Source organism: Streptomyces sp. NPDC102490 (assembly GCF_044765285.1).
Lineage (GTDB): Bacteria > Actinomycetota > Actinomycetes > Streptomycetales > Streptomycetaceae > Streptomyces.
This window is the reverse complement of record NZ_JBIWJU010000007.1, coordinates 472,958-488,645: the sequence shown is the minus strand read 5'-3', so window position 1 is coordinate 488,645 and position 15,688 is coordinate 472,958. Positions and strand designations below refer to the sequence as shown.

Sequence of the window (15,688 nt, the reverse complement as noted above, 5' to 3'; positions counted from 1 at the left end):
GGGGGCGCACGGATTCATGACGTCCGGGAAGTGGACGGTCCCGCGCGCCCGTCGGGCCCGGGCCGGCGCCCGCGGGACCGGCCGAAGGTCACGATCGGGTGTCCGCAAAGCGAACGGCGACTCCGCATAGTGCACTTGTTCTGCTCAAGTCAAGGTCTGTCTTTTCCGCCGAACCTCTAGTCAAATGTCGTCACTTGACTACACGCGTTGAGCACGTGTGCGCGGACTTTGCCATGTCCTGGTCCCCCCATCCGCGCGCGTGGACGCGGGGGAGGAACTCAAGTGACCAGAAGATCCTGGACGTTCAGAACCGCGGCGACCACCGTCGCACTCGCCGCCGCCACCGCCACGCTCTCGGCGGCCGGCGTGGCGCAGGCGGACTCGCCGTCCCGGCCGGAGGCCGTGAACCGCCACGACCCCGGCCCGGACAAGACCACGCGCTCCCACGACCTCAAGGGCCCCCTGAGCGACACTCAGGCCGCCCAGCGTGAGGAAGCCCTGAACCAGGTCATATCCGGCAAGGCCTCGGTGAAGAAGAAGGACGGCTCCAACGTCGTCCAGCTGAAGAGCAAGAAGGGCGACGCCAAGTACGTCGAGCTGGGCCGGGAGAAGACCGACAAGATCTTCACCATCCTGGTCGAGTTCGGCGACAAGGTCGACAGCCGCTACGGCGGCACCCCCGGCCCGCTGCACAACCAGATAGCCAAGCCGAACCGCAAGACGGACAACTCCACGGCCTGGCAGGAGGACTACGACCAGGAGCACTTCCAGGACCTGTACTTCGGTTCCGGCAAGGGCGTCGACTCGGTCAAGACCTACTACGAGAAGCAGTCCTCCGGCCGCTACTCGGTCGACGGCGAGGTCTCCGACTGGGTCAAGGTCCCCTACAACGAGGCCCGCTACGGCTCCAACAAGTGCGACCCCGACAACTGCGCCTGGTACGCGGTGCAGGACGGCGTCACCGCCTGGGTCGCGGACCAGAAGGCGGCCGGCCGCACCGACGCCCAGATCAAGTCCCAGCTGACCCAGTACGACCAGTGGGACCGCTACGACTTCGACGGCGACGGCGACTTCAACGAGCCCGACGGCTACATCGACCACTTCCAGGTCGTGCACGCCGGCGAGGACGAGTCCGCCGGCGGCGGCGCGCAGGGCGAGGACGCGATCTGGGCCCACCGCTGGTACGCCTTCGGCACCGACGCCGGCGCCACCGGCCCCGCCGACAACAAGCTCGGCGGCACCCAGATCGGCGACACCGGCATCTGGGTCGGCGACTACACCATCCAGCCGGAGAACGGCGGACTCGGCGTCTACGCGCACGAGTACGGCCACGACCTCGGCCTGCCGGACCACTACGACACGGCCGGCGGCGACAACTCCACCGGCTTCTGGACGCTGATGTCGTCCGGCTCGTGGCTGGGCACCGGCCGCAACGAGATCGGCGACCTGCCGGGCGACATGAACGCCTGGGACAAGCTCCAGCTGGGCTGGCTGAACTACGACACCGCCAAGGCGGGCGTCAACTCCTGGCACAAGCTGGGCCTGGCCGAGTACAACACCAAGCACAAGCAGGGCCTGGTCGTCGAACTGCCGAAGGAGGAGGTCACCACCGAGATCGTGACCCCCGCCGAGGGCAAGACCCAGTGGTGGAGCGGCAGCGGCAACGACCTCAAGAACACCCTGAGCCGCAGCGTCGACCTCACCGGCAAGTCGTCCGCCTCCCTCACCCTGGACGGCTGGTACGACATCGAGGCCGACTACGACTTCCTCTACACCGAGGTCTCCACCGACGGCGGCGCCAACTGGACCGCGATCGACGGCACCTTCGACGGCCGGCCGATCCAGCGTGACGGCAGCGACAAGCCCGCCCTGAGCGGCACCGTCGACGCCTACGGCAAGCTGGTCTACCCGCTGGACGCCTACGCGGGCAAGAAGATCGACCTGCGCTTCCGCTACCAGACCGACGGCGGCCTGGCGATGAAGGGCTTCACCGCCGACCGGATCGCGGTGACCGCCGACGGCGCGACGCTCTTCACCGACAACGCGGAGACCCAGGACGCCGCGTGGACGGCGAACGGCTTCACCCGCAAGGGCGCCTCCTTCACCAAGGAGTACGCGCAGTACTACATCGCCGAGAACCGGCAGTACGAGTCGTACGACAAGACGCTGAAGACCGGCCCGTACAACTTCGGCTTCTCGGAGCGCCCGAACTGGGTCGAGCACTACGCGTACCAGAACGGCCTGCTGATCTGGAAGTGGGACACCTCCCAGGCGGACAACAACACCAGCCAGCACCCGGGCACCGGCCTGGTCCTGCCGATCGACTCGCACCCGACCGCGCTGAAGTGGAAGGACGGCACCCTCATGCGCAACCGCATGCAGGCGTACGACTCGCCGTTCAGCCTCTACCGCACGGACGGCATGACGCTGCACAAGGCGGACGTCGCGAAGTACATCCCGGGCTCCAAGGGTGTCTCGGTCTTCAATGACCGCAAGAACGACTACTACGACCCGGCGAACCCGACCGGCGGTGTCAAGATCACTGACACCAACACGAAGATCAAGATCCTGAAGGAGGCCAAGAACGGCTCGACGATCGAGCTGGAGGTTGGCCCCGCGGGCAGGTAATTAGCATCTGCCCAGGTCAGAGCATGATCGGCGGTGACCCCCTGGCGGGTCGCCGCCGATCCGTGTTTAGGTGCGTCCTGTGGTTCTCTTATTGACACCGGGCCCGGCGCCCGGACCGACCCAGGCTGACACGGGGGTATGACCGCATGGCCGCAGGAGGCTTCTGCAAGCTGCCGAACGGCACGGTGGTGGTGGCACTGAACCTGCCGAGCCCCGCCCCGGCGAGCGCCGGCAGCGTGCGTTTTCTCGTCCACGCCCAGAACCGGGCGCGCGCCCTGACCAGGCTGCGCAACCTGGGGCTGCGCAGCGTCTACCTGCGGGGCAACGCGGCCCCGCCGTCCCCGGACGAGGTCACCGCGGTCCTGCACCACCCGGACGGCCTGATATGGCGCACGGCACCGGTGGCGGGGGCGGTGGGCGGCCCGGACCTGGTCCAGGAGCTGTGGCACCCGATCCGGACCCTGCTCAGACGCCCGACCGCCCAGACGTAGGCGGCCGGGCCCCGGGGCGCTACTGCACGACCGGCTTCCCGGACAGCTCCACGCCCGCCTCCCGCAGCTCCTCCAGCGCCCGCTCGGTGGTCTCCACGGCCACTCCGGCGGTCAGGTCGAGCAGCACCTGCGTACGGAAGCCCTCGCGGGCGGCGTCCAGGGCGGTGGCCCGCACGCAGTGGTCGGTGGCGATGCCCACGACATCGACCTCGTCGATCTCGCGGGACCGCAGCCACTCGGCGAGGCCCGTGCCGTTCTCGTCGGCGCCCTCGAAGCCGCTGTAGGCGGCCGCGTACGCCCCCTTGTCGAAGACGGCGTCTATCGCGCCGGAGGCGACGGCGGGGGCGAAGTTCGGGTGGAAGCCCACTCCCTCGGTGCCGGCGACGCAGTGCGCCGGCCAGGAGTGGACGTAGTCCGGGTTGTCGGCGAAGTGGCCGCCCGGGGCGACGTGGTGGTCGCGGGTGGCCACCACGTGGCGGTAGCCGGCGGGCGCCTGCCCGATCAGCTCGGTGATGGCGGCGGCCACGTCCGCACCGCCGGACACGGCGAGGCTGCCCCCCTCGCAGAAGTCGTTCTGCACGTCTACGACGATCAAGGCGCGGCGCATGGTCGGTGTCCTTCGACTGGGTCGGATGTGCGGTTGGGGGGCACCAGCTTTAGCTACCCGAGCCCCCGTGTGCGTACTCCGTCGGAATGACGGGTTCCCCTCGGGAGAGCTGGGTGGCGGACAGCGGGAGGTTGGCGCGGGCGGCGGCGTGCCGGTCCCGGGCGGCGTCCAGCGGCTCGCGGGCGACGACCTCGCCGCCCTTGACCAGCTCGACCAGGAGCTGCCGGTCGGCCAGCGCGTCGGGCACCGGCCCGGTGCCGACCACCTCGGCCTCGGCGTACCCGTCCGCGTCCAGGCGCCGCGCGGCCCACTTGCGGCCGCCGATGGAGGTCTTGCCGCCGCTGGACTTCTTGGCCACCGGCACCAGCGGCGCGCCCTCCGCGCCGGACTCGGCGCGGGCGACCAGCTTGTAGACCATCGAGGCCGTCGGGTGCCCGGAGCCGGTCACCAGCTGGGTGCCGACGCCGTAGGCGTCCACCGGCGCCGCCGCCAGGGAGGCGATGGCGTACTCGTCCAGGTCCGAGGTCACCACGATCTTCGTCCCGGTGGCGCCCAGCTCGTCGAGCTGCTGGCGCACCCGGTGGGCGACCAGCAGCAGGTCGCCGGAGTCGATGCGCACCGCGCCCAGTTCGGGCCCGGCGACCTCCACGGCGGTACGGACGGCCTCGGCGACGTCGTAGGTGTCCACGAGGAGCGTGGTGTCCCGGCCCAGGGCGTCCACCTGGGCGCGGAAGGCGTCGCGCTCGTGGTCGTGCAGCAGGGTGAAGGCGTGGGCGGAGGTGCCGACGGTGGGGATGTTGTAGCGGAAACCGGCGGCCAGGTCGGAGGTGGTCGCGAAGCCGCCGACGTAGGCCGAGCGGGCGGCGGCCACGGCGGCCAGCTCGTGGGTGCGGCGGGCGCCCATCTCGATCAGCGGCCGGTCGCCGGCGGCCGACGACATGCGGGAGGCGGCGGCGGCGATCGCCGAGTCGTGGTTGAGGATGGACAGGATCACCGTCTCCAGCAGCACGCACTCGCCGAAGGTGCCCTCGACCCGCATGATCGGCGAGCCCGGGAAGTACACCTCGCCCTCGGGGTAGCCCCAGATGTCCCCGCTGAAGCGGTACTGCGCCAGCCAGTCCAGGGTCTCCTCGTCGACGATGTCCTTGTCGCGCAGGAAGCGCAGGACGCCCGCGTCGAAGCGGAAGTTCTCCACCGCGTCCAGCACCCGCCCGGTGCCCGCCACGACGCCGTAGCGGCGGCCGTCCGGCAGTCGCCGGGTGAAGACCTCGAACACGCTCCGCCGCCCGGCCGTACCGGCCTTCAGCGCGGCTCGGAGCATGGTCAGCTCGTACTGGTCCGTGAAGAGCGCCGTCGAGGGGACGTCCACCGGCAGCCCAAGGTCCGCTGTGTTCATACGACGGATCGTACCCCCATTTCGTCACTCTGACGATTTCGATGGCCGTCCGGTTCGCGTGGCGCCCGCCACAGGCCCGTTTGTGCGGGTGCCCCCCTGTGGTGGCAGCATGGGGCTTGTGACGGCAGCCGCACCCATGGAGATCGAGAAGACCGAGTCGGCGGAGGAGGTCTTCGCCGTACCCGAGCCCGACGTGCCCTGGGTGACGATCGTCCACAACGACCCCGTCAACCTCATGAGCTACGTGACGTATGTCTTCCAGACGTACTTCGGCTACTCCAAGGACAAGGCCACCAAGCTCATGATGGACGTCCATCACAAGGGCCGGGCGGTCGTCTCCAGCGGCAGCCGGGAGGAGATGGAGCGGGACGTACAGGCCATGCACGGCTACGGTCTGTGGGCCACCCTCCAGCAGGACCGGAAATGACCCACGCCCGCCCGCAGGACGGAAGCAGCTGAATCGCCTTCATGCCCGGACAATTCGAACCGCTCCCCGGCGGCGGCGCGGCCGTCGCGCTCGACGACGTCGAGATCTCCATCATCCGCTCGCTGGCCGTGCAGCTCCTGGAGCTGATCGGCCCCGGGCCAGCCGAGGACGCCTCCGAGGACCCGCTCGCCGAGCTGTTCGCCGAGGGGCCGAGCGAGCCGCCCTCCGACCCGGTGCTGCGCCGCCTGTTCCCGGACGCCTACGGCGACCCCGAGGGCGCCCCGCAGGCCAAGGAGGCCGAGGAGCAGCGGGCGCACTCCGCGGAGTTCCGCCGCTACACCGAGAACGACCTGCGGGCCGGCAAGCGGGACAACGCGCTGGCGGTGGTCCGCACCCTGGACGCCCTCTCCTCGGCGTCGGCGGGCGAGGAGGGCGCGGTGCTGAAGCTGTCGCCCGAGGAGTCCCAGCAGTGGCTGCGCGCCCTGAACGACCTGCGGCTGGCGATCGGCTCCCGCCTGGAGATCGCCGACGAGGACGACACCGACCTGCTCTACCGGCTGCCCGACGAGGACCCGCGCAAGCCGATGGTGATGGCGTACCTGTGGCTCGGCGGGCTCCAGGAGTCGCTGGTCGCGACCCTTATGCCCTGAGAGGGGCGGATTAGCCACTCTCCGTGTCCGCTCAGCGGAGCCTCAAATCCGGATAACGATCCCGTCAAAGCCGCGCCACCTTTGCCCCGCAGGCGCGGCTTTTGTCCGCTCCTCCCTGTGTGACACGTCACAGTCCGCCCCTGTGATCAGCGCCGCCGTCGTGGTAAATCTTCACGACCGCCCGGCGAACACCACCCGAATGTTCGGCCGGGTGCGCCACCGAGCCGGCAGACCGCCGGCCAGGCACCGAGCGGGATGTGAGGCCCGCTCAGCTCCATCATCCGGGGGGATCGAGACCCGATCCGAGGCCGAGTCAAGGCCCGGGTCGGCATGGAGAAAGGCGCACCACACATGACCTCTGCGCAGGTCGACACGGACAAGGCCCCCGAAGAGGGCTACGAGCGCGGTCTCAACAGCCGCCAGGTCCAGATGATCGCGATCGGCGGCGCCATCGGCGTCGGCCTCTTCCTGGGCGCCGGGGCCAACATCGCCAAGGCCGGCCCCAGCATCATCCTCATGTACGCCCTCGCGGGTGTGATCATCTTCTTCATCATGCGGGCGCTCGGCGAGCTGCTCCTCTACCGACCCGTCTCCGGCTCCTTCGCCGAGTACTCGCGCGAGTTCCTCGGCCCCTTCTTCGGTTACTTCACCGGCTGGACGTACTGGCTGATGTGGGTGGTCACCGGCATGGCGGAACTCACCGCCGCCGCCATCTACATCCACTACTGGTTCCCGGACATCCCGCAATGGGTCTCGGCCCTGGTCTTCCTGGTGCTGCTGTTCGCGGCCAACCTGATCTCGGTGAAGCTGTTCGGCGAGATCGAGTTCTGGTTCTCGATGGTCAAGGTCACGGCCATCATCGGCATGATCGTGATCGGCATCGGCGTGCTGACCTTCGGCTTCAGCCAGGCCGGTGACACCGCCGCCGTCTCCAACCTGTGGGAGTTCGACGGCTTCTTCCCCAAGGGCATCGGCTCGTCCCTGATGACCCTCCAGGGCGTCATGTTCGCCTACCTCGCCGTCGAGCTGGTCGGCGTCACCGCGGGTGAGTCGGAGAACCCGGAGAAGACCCTCCCCAAGGCGATCAACACCCTGCCCTGGCGCATCGCCCTCTTCTACGTCGGCGCCCTCACCGTCATCCTGGCGGTGGTCAAGTGGACCGAGTTCGCCGAGGGCGTCAGCCCCTTCGTGGCGGCCTTCGCGGTCATCGGCATCCCGGCCGGCGCGGGCATCGTCAACTTCGTGGTGCTCACCGCCGCCCTGTCGTCCTGCAACTCCGGCATGTACTCCACGGGCCGCATGCTGCGCACCCTCGCGGACAACGGAGAGGCCCCCAAGGTCTTCAACAAGCTGTCCTCGACGAAGACCCCGGCCCTCGGCATCGCCGTCTCGGTGGTCTTCATGGCCATCGGCGTGGTCCTGAACTACCTCGTCCCCGAGAAGGCGTTCGGCTACGTCACCTCCGTCGCCACCGCCGCGGGCATCTGGACCTGGCTGATGATCCTGATCAGCCACGTGCGCTACCGCCGCGAGGTCGTCGCGGGCCGCCTGCCCGCCTCCTCCTTCCCGGCGCCGGGCGGCTCGGTGTGCTCCTACATCGCCATCGCCTTCCTGCTCTTCGTCACCTGCCTGATCGCCTACGACGCCGACGCCCGCGTCTGCCTGTACGTGATGGCCGGCTGGGCCGTCGCCCTCGGCATCGGCTGGGCGGTGCTCAAGAGCCGCAACCCGCAGATCACCGAACGGCCCGGCGAGCCGGAGTTCGAGAAGGTCGGCTGACGGACCCGGGGCGTCCACTGCTGTGGATGTCCGGCATGCGGGCCCCTGCGTACCACCCACCGGTACGCAGGGGCCCGTCTGCTTATCCTGGCCGCATGCTGACCATCACCCAGGCCCTGTACGACCAGATCGTCGCCCACGCGCGCGAGGACCACCCCGACGAGGCGTGCGGCGTGGTGGCCGGTCCCGCCGGCGAGGGTCGCCCCGAGCGGTTCATCCCGATGCTCAACGCGGCCCGCTCGCCCACCTTCTACGAATTCGACTCGCAGGACCTCCTCAAGCTCTACCGCGAGATGGACGACCGCGACGAGGAGCCGGTGGTCATCTACCACTCGCACACCGCCACGGAGGCCTACCCCTCCCGCACCGACCTCTCCTACGCCAACGAGCCCGGCGCCCACTACGTCCTCGTCTCCACCGCGGACACCGATGGTGCCGGTGAGTTCCAGTTCCGCTCGTTCCGCATCGTGGCGGGGGAGGTCACGGAAGAGGAGGTCAAGGTCGTCGAGGCGTACTGATCTCATTCAGTGGACGAAAATGGTCCGAGAGGTGAGATCACACTCCGGATGCCGGACCGGGAATCGATACGATGAGCCCATGGTTCTTCTCGACGTGAGCGACAAGGCGCCGGGCACGCTGCTCGTGGCGCGGCTGCACGTCGACCTGTGCAGGCTGAAAAGCGCCATCTGTTGATCTTCGTTGCCGCCGTACGGCCGTGCGCCGCGGCGTGCTGACGTGTGCCGCCGCGCGCCCTACGAACCCACGACAAACTTCCGACAGGAGCACTCAGCCATGGCCATCGAGGTCCGCATCCCGACCATCCTCCGCCAGTACACCGACGGCCAGAAGGCGGTGGAGGGCACCGGGGACACCCTCGCCCAGCTCCTCGCCGACCTCGAGACCCGGCACACGGGCATCCAGGCCCGCATCGTCGAGGGTGAGCAGCTCCGCCGCTTCGTCAACGTCTACCTGAACGACGAGGACGTCCGCTTCCTCGACGGCATCAACACCAAGCTCGGCGACGGCGACAGCATCACGATCCTGCCGGCCGTGGCCGGCGGTATGGCCTGATCGGGATGCGGTACGACTCCCCGCTGGCCGCGGTGGGCAACACCCCTCTGGTGCGCCTGCCGCGGCTGTCGCCGTCCGCCGACGTCCGCATCTGGGCCAAGCTGGAGGACCGCAACCCGACCGGCTCGATCAAGGACCGCCCCGCGCTCCACATGATCGAGCAGGCGGAGAAGGACGGCCGCCTCACCCAGGGCTGCACGATCCTGGAGCCGACCAGCGGCAACACCGGCATCTCGCTGGCCATGGCCGCCAAGCTCAAGGGCTACCGCATCGTCTGCGTGATGCCCGAGAACACCTCCCAGGAGCGCCGGGACCTGCTCGCCATGTGGGGCGCGGAGATCATCTCCTCCCCGGCCGCGGGCGGCTCCAACACCGCCGTCCGGGTCGCCAAGGAACTCTCCGCCGAGCACCCGGACTGGGTGATGCTCTACCAGTACGGCAACCCGGACAACGCCGGCGCCCACTACGCCGGCACCGGCCCCGAGATCCTCGCCGACCTGCCCTCGGTCACCCACTTCGTCGCGGGCCTCGGCACCACCGGCACCCTGATGGGCGTCGGCCGCTACCTGCGCGAGCACAAGCCGGACGTGAAGATCGTCGCCGCCGAACCGCGCTACGACGACCTGGTGTACGGCCTGCGCAACCTCGACGAGGGCTTCGTCCCCGAGCTGTACGACGCCTCCGTCCTCACCACCCGCTTCTCGGTGGGCTCCGCCGACGCGGTCACCCGCACCCGTGAGCTGCTCCAGCAGGAGGGCATCTTCGCGGGCGTCTCCACCGGCGCCGCCCTGCACGCCGCGATCGGCGTCGGCACCAAGGCGGTCAAGGCGGGGGAGAGCGCGGACATCGTGTTCGTCGTCGCCGACGGCGGCTGGAAGTACCTCTCCACCGGCGTCTACACCGCGGCCACCACCGAAGAGGCCATCGCAACCCTCCAGGGCCAGCTCTGGGCCTGAGCGAGCCCTACCGCGCGAGGTGACGGACCCGGTCCCACAGGGCCGGGTCCACCACCCGCACCCGGCGCCGGAAGTCACCCACCGGCACCTCGCGCAGCTCGTCGGTCTCCAGGTAGCTCGTCCGCCCCCGCGCGTCGCCGACCGAACCCGGCGGCAGCGTGATCACCCCGGCCCGGCCGTCCCGGTGACGTGTGGTGATCTTCGCGACCAGCGCCCGCCGTCCGCGCACCGAGATCACCAGGCACGGCCGGTCCTTCGCGCCGCCGGAGTCCTCGTACGGCACGTTCGCCCACCAGATCTCCGCGGGGCGCGGCCGGACCGCCCGTCCTCCCGGCCTTCCGGGACGCCCCGGCGGCCGTCGGACGCCGCCCGGCCGGGGCGGTCGCCGTCCCCGGCCCCAGCCGTCGACGACCGTGGCGACGAGGGCGAGCAGCACCACCGCCGCGAAGACGAGCCACCAGGACGTGTCCATACCGACGACGGTACCGGCGCGCGCCACGACCGCGCGCCCCTTCCAGGGCCCCGCGCGCCCCGCTTCCAGCCGAACCGGTGATCCCGCAGGTGAGTTCGCCCACAACGGCCCCTGGCGGAGGAGCGACCGCAGGTTTTGCGCCTTACGCTCGACGGACCGCACGACCCCCGTCTCTCCACACGCGCCAGCGGAGGTTTCTGCTTCATGAAGCTCACCGTCGTCGGCTGCTCGGGGTCGTTCCCGTCCGCGGAATCGGCCTGCTCGAGCTACCTCGTCGAGGCCGACGGCTTCCGGCTGCTCCTCGACATGGGCAACGGTGCCCTCGGCGAGTTGCAGCGCCACTGCGGTCTCTACGACCTCGACGCGATCTTCCTCAGCCATCTGCACGCCGACCACTGCATCGACATGTGCGCCTACTTCGTGGCGCGCTACTACCGGCACGACGGCGGCCGCTGCGCCCCGCTCCCGGTCTACGGACCCGAGGGCACCGAGCACCGGCTGACCACCGCCTACGCCGACACCCCCTCGGCCTCCTCCATGAGCGAGGTGTTCGACTTCCACACGGTCAAGCCCTCCACCTTCGAAGCCGGCCCGTTCACCCTGCACACCGAGCGCGTCGCCCACCCCGTGGAGGCCTACGCCATCCGCGTCGAGCACGGCGGCCGTTCACTGACGTACTCCGGCGACACGGGCACCACCCCCGTGCTGGACGAACTCGCCCGCGACACCGACCTGTTCCTGTGCGAGGCCGCCTTCACGCACGGCAAGGAGAACATCCCCGACCTGCACCTCAACGGACGCGAGGCGGGCGAGAGCGCGGCCCGGGCCGGCGCCCGGCGCCTGGTGCTCACCCACATCCCCCCGTGGACCGACCCCGCGGTCAACCTGGCCGACGCGCGCGAGGTGTACGACGGGACCGTGGAGGTCGCCGCCGCGGGCGCGGTGTACGAGATCTGAGCCCGCGACACCCGGTACGACGGCGAAAAGGCCCCGGAACCTTCGCGGTTCCGGGGCCTTCGTCACGCCGTACGGCCGAAGCTCACGCCTTGGTGAGGTCCTCGATCTCCTCCTCGGGCTCGCGGCCCGGGGTCTTCAGGTCGAACTTGACGATCGCGAAGCGGAAGACCACGTAGTAGACGACCGCGAAGGCCAGACCGATCGGAATGATCATCCATGGCTTGGTGGCCAGGCTCCAGTTCAGGGCGTAGTCGATGAAGCCGGCCGAGAAGTTGAAGCCGTCATGGACGCCCAGCCCCCAGGTGATCGCCATCGAGGCCGCGGTGAGCACCGCGTGGATGACGTACAGGAGCGGCGCGATGAACATGAACGAGAACTCGATGGGCTCGGTCACACCGGTGACGAACGAGGTCAGCGCGAGGGAGACCATCATGCCGAGGACGGCCTTGCGGCGCTCGGGGCGGGCGGTGTGCGCCATGGCCAGGGCGGCGGCCGGCAGACCGAACATCATGATCGGGAAGAAGCCGGACTGGTACATGCCCGCGGACGGGTCGCCGTGCAGGAAGCGCGGGATGTCGCCCTGCCAGACCTGACCGGCCGCGTCCGTGAAGTCGCCGAGCTGGAACCAGGCCACCGTGTTCACGAACTGGTGCATGCCGACCGGGATCAGCGCGCGGTTCACGCCGCCGAAGAGGGCCGCGCCGCCGGAGCCGAGGCCGGTCATCCACTCGCCGAAGTTCGAGATGCCGTCGCCGATGGGCTCCCAGACCAGACCGAAGAAGACACCCACGACGATGCCGACGAACGCCATGATGATCGGCACCAGTCGGCGCCCGTTGAAGAAGCCCAGCCAGTCCACCAGCCGGGTGCGGTGGAACCGCTGCCACAGCACGGCGGCGAGCAGACCCATGATGATGCCGCCGAGCACACCCGGGTCGTTGTAGGTCGCGGCGACGTCCTGGCCGTTCTTGACCACCGCATCGGTGACGGGGAAGGCTTCGAGCACCTTGCTGTAGACGAGGAAGCCGACCACCGCTGCCAGCGCGGTCGAGCCATCGGCCTTCTTGGCGAAACCGATGGCCACGCCTATGCAGAACAGGATCGGCAGCGAGCCGGTGAGGGCACCGCCCGCGTTGTTGAAGACGGCGGCGACCTTGTCCCAGCCGAGACCGTCCTTGCCGAAGATGTCGTCCTGGCCGAGCCGGACCATGATGCCCGCCGCCGGAAGAACCGCGATCGGGAGCTGGAGGCTGCGTCCTACCTTCTGCAGCCCCTGGAAAAGACCGGATCCCCGCTTCTTTGCGGGGGCCGCCGTGTCGGTGGCGGTGCTCATGCTTCCTCCATCGGGTGGTGGTCTACACCACTCAGTGGTGTAGACCTGTTGTAGCACGATGAAGGCGGCGTAAGGAACCCGTGATTCCGCGACCGGGCCGCTACGCGCGGTGCACGGTCAAGTCCCCTGCTCACACGCGTGCGAGGGCGCGGCGAAGGCCCCCGGACCGAGGGTCCGGGGGCCTTCGCGAGACCACCCTCAAAGGGTACGTGAGGACGTGAACAGGTCTACACCTTGGTGACGTCCTCCACCTCTTCCTCGGGCTCCCTTCCCGGCGTCTTCAGATCGAACTTCGTGATCGCGAACCGGAAAACCACGTAGTACACCACCGCGAACCCCAGCCCGATCGGAATGATCAGCCACGGCTTGGTCGCCAGGTTCCAGTTGATGACGTAGTCGATCAGCCCCGCCGAGAAGCTGAACCCGTCCTTCACCCCCAGCGCCCACGTCACCGCCATCGACACACCCGTCAGCACCGCGTGCGCCGCGTACAACAGGGGAGCGATGAACAGGAACGAGTACTCCAGCGGCTCCGTGATCCCCGTCACGAACGAGGTCAGCCCCACCGACAGCATCAGGCCACCGACCTCCTTGCGCCGGTGCGGCTTCGCGCAGTGCGTGATCGCCAGCGCCGCCGCCGGCAGCGCGAACATCATGATCGGGAAGAAGCCCGTCGTGAACTGACCCGCGTCCGGGTCGCCCGCCAGGAACATGTTGATGTCGCCGTGCACCACCGTGCCGTCCGGCTTCGTGTACGAACCGAACTGGAACCACATCGGCACGTTCAGGAACTGGTGCAGACCGATCACCAGCAACGCCCGGTTCGCCAGACCGAACACACCCGCGCCCCACGCGCCGATCCCGGTCATCCAGTCGCTGAAACTCTCCAGCGCGTCACCGATCGGCGGCCACACCCACAGACACAGCGCCGCGAACACGATCGCCACGAACGCCATGATGATCGGCACCAGCCGGCGCCCGTTGAAGAAGCCCAGCCAGTCCACCAGCTTCGTCCGGTGGAAACGCCGCCAGAAGTACGCCGTCAGCAACCCCATCACGATGCCGCCGAACACCCCCGGATTCTGGAAGACGAACGCGGTCACCTCGCCCGAACCGTCGGTCACCTGGCAACCGATCTGCGGGACCACCTTCGACCCCTCCGGACAGTCCTCCGGAAACTGCCGCAGCACGTTGTAGTAGACGAGGAACCCCGCCACCGCGGCCAGCGCCGTCGACCCGTCGGCCTTCTTCGCCATCCCGATGGCCACGCCCACACAGAACAGCAGCGGCAGCCCCAGCGACCCGTCGAGCAGCGCACCGCCCGCGCCCGTCATCACCTTCGAGACGTTCGTCCAGCCCAGACCGTCGTCCCCGAACACGTCCGGCTGCCCCAGCCGGTTGAGAATGCCCGCGGCGGGCAGGACCGCGATGGGCAACTGAAGACTGCGACCCATCTTCTGCAACCCCTGGAACGCCGTGTTCCAACGGGCGCGGGCGGGACTGACCGCACTCTCGGCACTCATCCGGTCTCCATCCGGTCGCCGGTACACTGGTGTAGACCAGTTGACAGACGGCACCGCCGTCGTGACGCCATCATTCGGTACGCACCGCATGACCGCTCGCGAAGATGGGCCAACTGTGGGTTACTGCGACAAAGCGGCTCGGATCAGGGAGAACGAACATGGCCAGCAAGGCTGAGAAGATCGTCGCCGGCCTCGGCGGCATCGACAACATCGACGAGATCGAAGGCTGCATCACCCGACTCCGCACCGAGGTCAACGACCCCGCGCTGGTCAACGAAGCCGCCCTCAAGGCCGCCGGCGCCCACGGCGTCGTCAAGATGGGCACCGCCATCCAGGTCGTCATCGGCACCGACGCCGACCCGATCGCCGCGGAGATCGAAGACATGATGTGAGCCACCGGCTCACGCCCACCGGCTCACCGGCAAGGGGCCTTTCCCACTCCGGGACAGGCCCCTTCCCCATGGGCCGCTAGGCTCACCCGCATGTCACGCATCGACGGCCGCACCCCCCGACAACTCCGCCCCGTCACCATCGAACGCGGCTGGAGCAAGCACGCCGAAGGCTCCGTCCTCGTCTCCTTCGGCGACACCAAGGTCCTCTGCAACGCCTCGGTCACCGAAGGCGTCCCGCGCTGGCGCAAGGGCAGCGGCGAAGGCTGGGTCACCGCCGAGTACGCCATGCTGCCGCGCGCCACCAACACCCGCGGCGACCGCGAGTCCGTCAAGGGCCGCATCGGCGGCCGCACCCACGAGATCAGCCGCCTCATCGGCCGGTCCCTGCGCGCCGTCATCGACTACAAGGCACTCGGCGAGAACACCGTCGTCCTGGACTGCGACGTCCTCCAGGCCGACGGCGGCACCCGCACCGCCGCCATCACCGGCGCCTACGTCGCCCTCGCCGACGCCATCGGCTGGGCCCAGGGCAGGAAACTGATCAAGGCCAACCGCAAGCCGCTCATCGGCACCGTCTCCGCCGTCTCCGTCGGCATCGTCGACGGCACCCCGCTCCTCGACCTGCGCTACGAGGAAGACGTCCGCGCCGACACCGACATGAACGTCGTCTGCACCGGCGACGGCCGCTTCGTCGAGGTCCAGGGCACCGCCGAGGCCGAGCCCTTCGCCCGCGACGAACTCAACGCCCTGCTCGACCTCGCCGCCGCGGGCTGCACGGAACTGGCCGAGCTCCAGCGCAAGGCACTCGAGACGGTCCTCGAACGCTGAGGACCCGCCGCGCGAGGTAAAGGGAGAACCAAAAACGCCTCGAGGAAAGGCGGCCGCACACGCAACTCGGCCGCCCGACGGCGCGTCCCTAGCAGTACAGCACCACGGGCGTACGGCAACAGTCCCTGCCGTACGCCCGACGCCGCACCGCAGACGGGCCGTCCGGCCCTGTCCCAAG

General features: G+C 69.2%; 17 protein-coding genes. 12 read left to right on the top strand and 5 right to left on the bottom strand.

The annotated features are described in order from the left end of the window. The first annotated feature begins 282 nt into the window (after positions 1–282). Complete coding sequence (locus ACIRGB_RS19105) at positions 283–2,628, top strand: immune inhibitor A domain-containing protein (protein WP_403865971.1); 2,346 nt, start codon at positions 283–285, stop codon at positions 2,626–2,628. A gap of 146 nt (positions 2,629–2,774) precedes the next feature. Further along, positions 2,775–3,119, top strand: a complete 345-nt coding sequence (locus tag ACIRGB_RS19100; RefSeq protein WP_403865968.1) for a hypothetical protein — start codon at positions 2,775–2,777, stop codon at positions 3,117–3,119. Positions 3,120–3,138: 19 nt separating this feature from the next. Here ACIRGB_RS19100 and ACIRGB_RS19095 read toward each other — a convergent pair whose 3' ends face one another. Beyond that, a complete protein-coding gene (locus ACIRGB_RS19095; protein WP_159328824.1) occupies positions 3,139–3,726 on the bottom strand; it encodes a nicotinamidase in 588 nt (195 codons plus the stop codon). Between the two features lie 49 nt (positions 3,727–3,775). Then, positions 3,776–5,122 (bottom strand): nicotinate phosphoribosyltransferase, encoded by a 1,347-nt coding sequence (locus ACIRGB_RS19090; protein ID WP_403865965.1) that lies wholly within the window; start codon positions 5,120–5,122, stop codon positions 3,776–3,778. 109 nt (positions 5,123–5,231) lie between these two features. Here ACIRGB_RS19090 and clpS point away from each other — a divergent pair, with 109 nt between their 5' ends. From clpS to ACIRGB_RS19055, 7 genes are all read left to right on the top strand, one after another. Further along, on the top strand, positions 5,232–5,549 hold the full coding sequence (gene clpS / locus ACIRGB_RS19085) for an ATP-dependent Clp protease adapter ClpS (RefSeq protein WP_403865962.1): 318 nt from the start codon (positions 5,232–5,234) through the stop codon (positions 5,547–5,549). Positions 5,550–5,590: 41 nt separating this feature from the next. After that, positions 5,591–6,199: a DUF2017 domain-containing protein gene (locus ACIRGB_RS19080; RefSeq protein WP_403865959.1), complete on the top strand. Its 609-nt coding sequence runs from the start codon at positions 5,591–5,593 to the stop codon at positions 6,197–6,199. A gap of 351 nt (positions 6,200–6,550) precedes the next feature. After that, positions 6,551–7,978, top strand: a complete 1,428-nt coding sequence (locus ACIRGB_RS19075) for an amino acid permease (protein WP_403865956.1) — start codon at positions 6,551–6,553, stop codon at positions 7,976–7,978. Between the two features lie 95 nt (positions 7,979–8,073). Further along, on the top strand, positions 8,074–8,496 hold the full coding sequence (locus ACIRGB_RS19070; RefSeq protein ID WP_403865953.1) for a Mov34/MPN/PAD-1 family protein: 423 nt from the start codon (positions 8,074–8,076) through the stop codon (positions 8,494–8,496). A gap of 79 nt (positions 8,497–8,575) precedes the next feature. Beyond that, a complete protein-coding gene (locus tag ACIRGB_RS19065; protein ID WP_328657635.1) occupies positions 8,576–8,671 on the top strand; it encodes a putative leader peptide in 96 nt (31 codons plus the stop codon). A 99-nt stretch (positions 8,672–8,770) separates the two neighbouring features. Continuing rightward, entirely contained in the window at positions 8,771–9,049 is a 279-nt protein-coding gene (locus tag ACIRGB_RS19060) for a MoaD/ThiS family protein (protein WP_403865949.1), read from the top strand. A 5-nt stretch (positions 9,050–9,054) separates the two neighbouring features. Next, complete coding sequence (locus ACIRGB_RS19055) at positions 9,055–10,005, top strand: PLP-dependent cysteine synthase family protein (protein ID WP_403865946.1); 951 nt, start codon at positions 9,055–9,057, stop codon at positions 10,003–10,005. A 7-nt stretch (positions 10,006–10,012) separates the two neighbouring features. On the opposite strand, the gene ACIRGB_RS19050 is transcribed toward ACIRGB_RS19055, so the two are convergent. Then, complete coding sequence (locus tag ACIRGB_RS19050; protein WP_403865943.1) at positions 10,013–10,477, bottom strand: type II toxin-antitoxin system PemK/MazF family toxin; 465 nt, start codon at positions 10,475–10,477, stop codon at positions 10,013–10,015. A gap of 204 nt (positions 10,478–10,681) precedes the next feature. Here ACIRGB_RS19050 and ACIRGB_RS19045 point away from each other — a divergent pair, with 204 nt between their 5' ends. Continuing rightward, entirely contained in the window at positions 10,682–11,434 is a 753-nt protein-coding gene (locus ACIRGB_RS19045) for an MBL fold metallo-hydrolase (protein ID WP_403865940.1), read from the top strand. A gap of 82 nt (positions 11,435–11,516) precedes the next feature. Here the strand turns inward: ACIRGB_RS19045 and ACIRGB_RS19040 are convergent, their stop codons facing one another. After that, a complete protein-coding gene (locus ACIRGB_RS19040; protein WP_403865937.1) occupies positions 11,517–12,767 on the bottom strand; it encodes a PTS transporter subunit EIIC in 1,251 nt (416 codons plus the stop codon). A gap of 227 nt (positions 12,768–12,994) precedes the next feature. Beyond that, the gene (locus tag ACIRGB_RS19035) at positions 12,995–14,290 is read right to left on the bottom strand and encodes a PTS transporter subunit EIIC (protein WP_356361527.1); all 1,296 of its coding nucleotides are present in this window, start codon (positions 14,288–14,290) and stop codon (positions 12,995–12,997) included. Positions 14,291–14,448: 158 nt separating this feature from the next. On the opposite strand from ACIRGB_RS19035, the gene ACIRGB_RS19030 reads away from it, so the two are divergent. Together ACIRGB_RS19030 and rph are read left to right on the top strand one after the other, a co-directional pair. Then, entirely contained in the window at positions 14,449–14,682 is a 234-nt protein-coding gene (locus ACIRGB_RS19030; RefSeq protein WP_003975905.1) for a glucose PTS transporter subunit EIIB, read from the top strand. Positions 14,683–14,772: 90 nt separating this feature from the next. Next, positions 14,773–15,510: a ribonuclease PH gene (rph, locus tag ACIRGB_RS19025; RefSeq protein ID WP_403865934.1), complete on the top strand. Its 738-nt coding sequence runs from the start codon at positions 14,773–14,775 to the stop codon at positions 15,508–15,510. Positions 15,511–15,688 lie beyond the last annotated feature (178 nt).

Excerpts from the sequence above, each read along its gene's own strand:
- ACIRGB_RS19100 (WP_403865968.1), top strand. The coding sequence starts at position 2,775 with ATGGCCGCAGGAGGCTTCTGCAAGCTGCCGAACGGCACGGTGGTGGTG.
- ACIRGB_RS19095 (WP_159328824.1), bottom strand. The coding sequence starts at position 3,726 with ATGCGCCGCGCCTTGATCGTCGTAGACGTGCAGAACGACTTCTGCGAG.
- ACIRGB_RS19090 (WP_403865965.1), bottom strand. The coding sequence starts at position 5,122 with ATGAACACAGCGGACCTTGGGCTGCCGGTGGACGTCCCCTCGACGGCG.
- clpS (WP_403865962.1), top strand. The coding sequence starts at position 5,232 with ATGGGGCTTGTGACGGCAGCCGCACCCATGGAGATCGAGAAGACCGAG.
- ACIRGB_RS19080 (WP_403865959.1), top strand. The coding sequence starts at position 5,591 with ATGCCCGGACAATTCGAACCGCTCCCCGGCGGCGGCGCGGCCGTCGCG.
- ACIRGB_RS19075 (WP_403865956.1), top strand. The coding sequence starts at position 6,551 with ATGACCTCTGCGCAGGTCGACACGGACAAGGCCCCCGAAGAGGGCTAC.
- ACIRGB_RS19070 (WP_403865953.1), top strand. The coding sequence starts at position 8,074 with ATGCTGACCATCACCCAGGCCCTGTACGACCAGATCGTCGCCCACGCG.
- ACIRGB_RS19065 (WP_328657635.1), top strand. The coding sequence starts at position 8,576 with ATGGTTCTTCTCGACGTGAGCGACAAGGCGCCGGGCACGCTGCTCGTG.
- ACIRGB_RS19060 (WP_403865949.1), top strand. The coding sequence starts at position 8,771 with ATGGCCATCGAGGTCCGCATCCCGACCATCCTCCGCCAGTACACCGAC.
- ACIRGB_RS19055 (WP_403865946.1), top strand. The coding sequence starts at position 9,055 with ATGCGGTACGACTCCCCGCTGGCCGCGGTGGGCAACACCCCTCTGGTG.
- ACIRGB_RS19050 (WP_403865943.1), bottom strand. The coding sequence starts at position 10,477 with ATGGACACGTCCTGGTGGCTCGTCTTCGCGGCGGTGGTGCTGCTCGCC.
- ACIRGB_RS19045 (WP_403865940.1), top strand. The coding sequence starts at position 10,682 with ATGAAGCTCACCGTCGTCGGCTGCTCGGGGTCGTTCCCGTCCGCGGAA.
- ACIRGB_RS19040 (WP_403865937.1), bottom strand. The coding sequence starts at position 12,767 with ATGAGCACCGCCACCGACACGGCGGCCCCCGCAAAGAAGCGGGGATCC.
- ACIRGB_RS19035 (WP_356361527.1), bottom strand. The coding sequence starts at position 14,290 with ATGAGTGCCGAGAGTGCGGTCAGTCCCGCCCGCGCCCGTTGGAACACG.
- ACIRGB_RS19030 (WP_003975905.1), top strand. The coding sequence starts at position 14,449 with ATGGCCAGCAAGGCTGAGAAGATCGTCGCCGGCCTCGGCGGCATCGAC.
- rph (WP_403865934.1), top strand. The coding sequence starts at position 14,773 with ATGTCACGCATCGACGGCCGCACCCCCCGACAACTCCGCCCCGTCACC.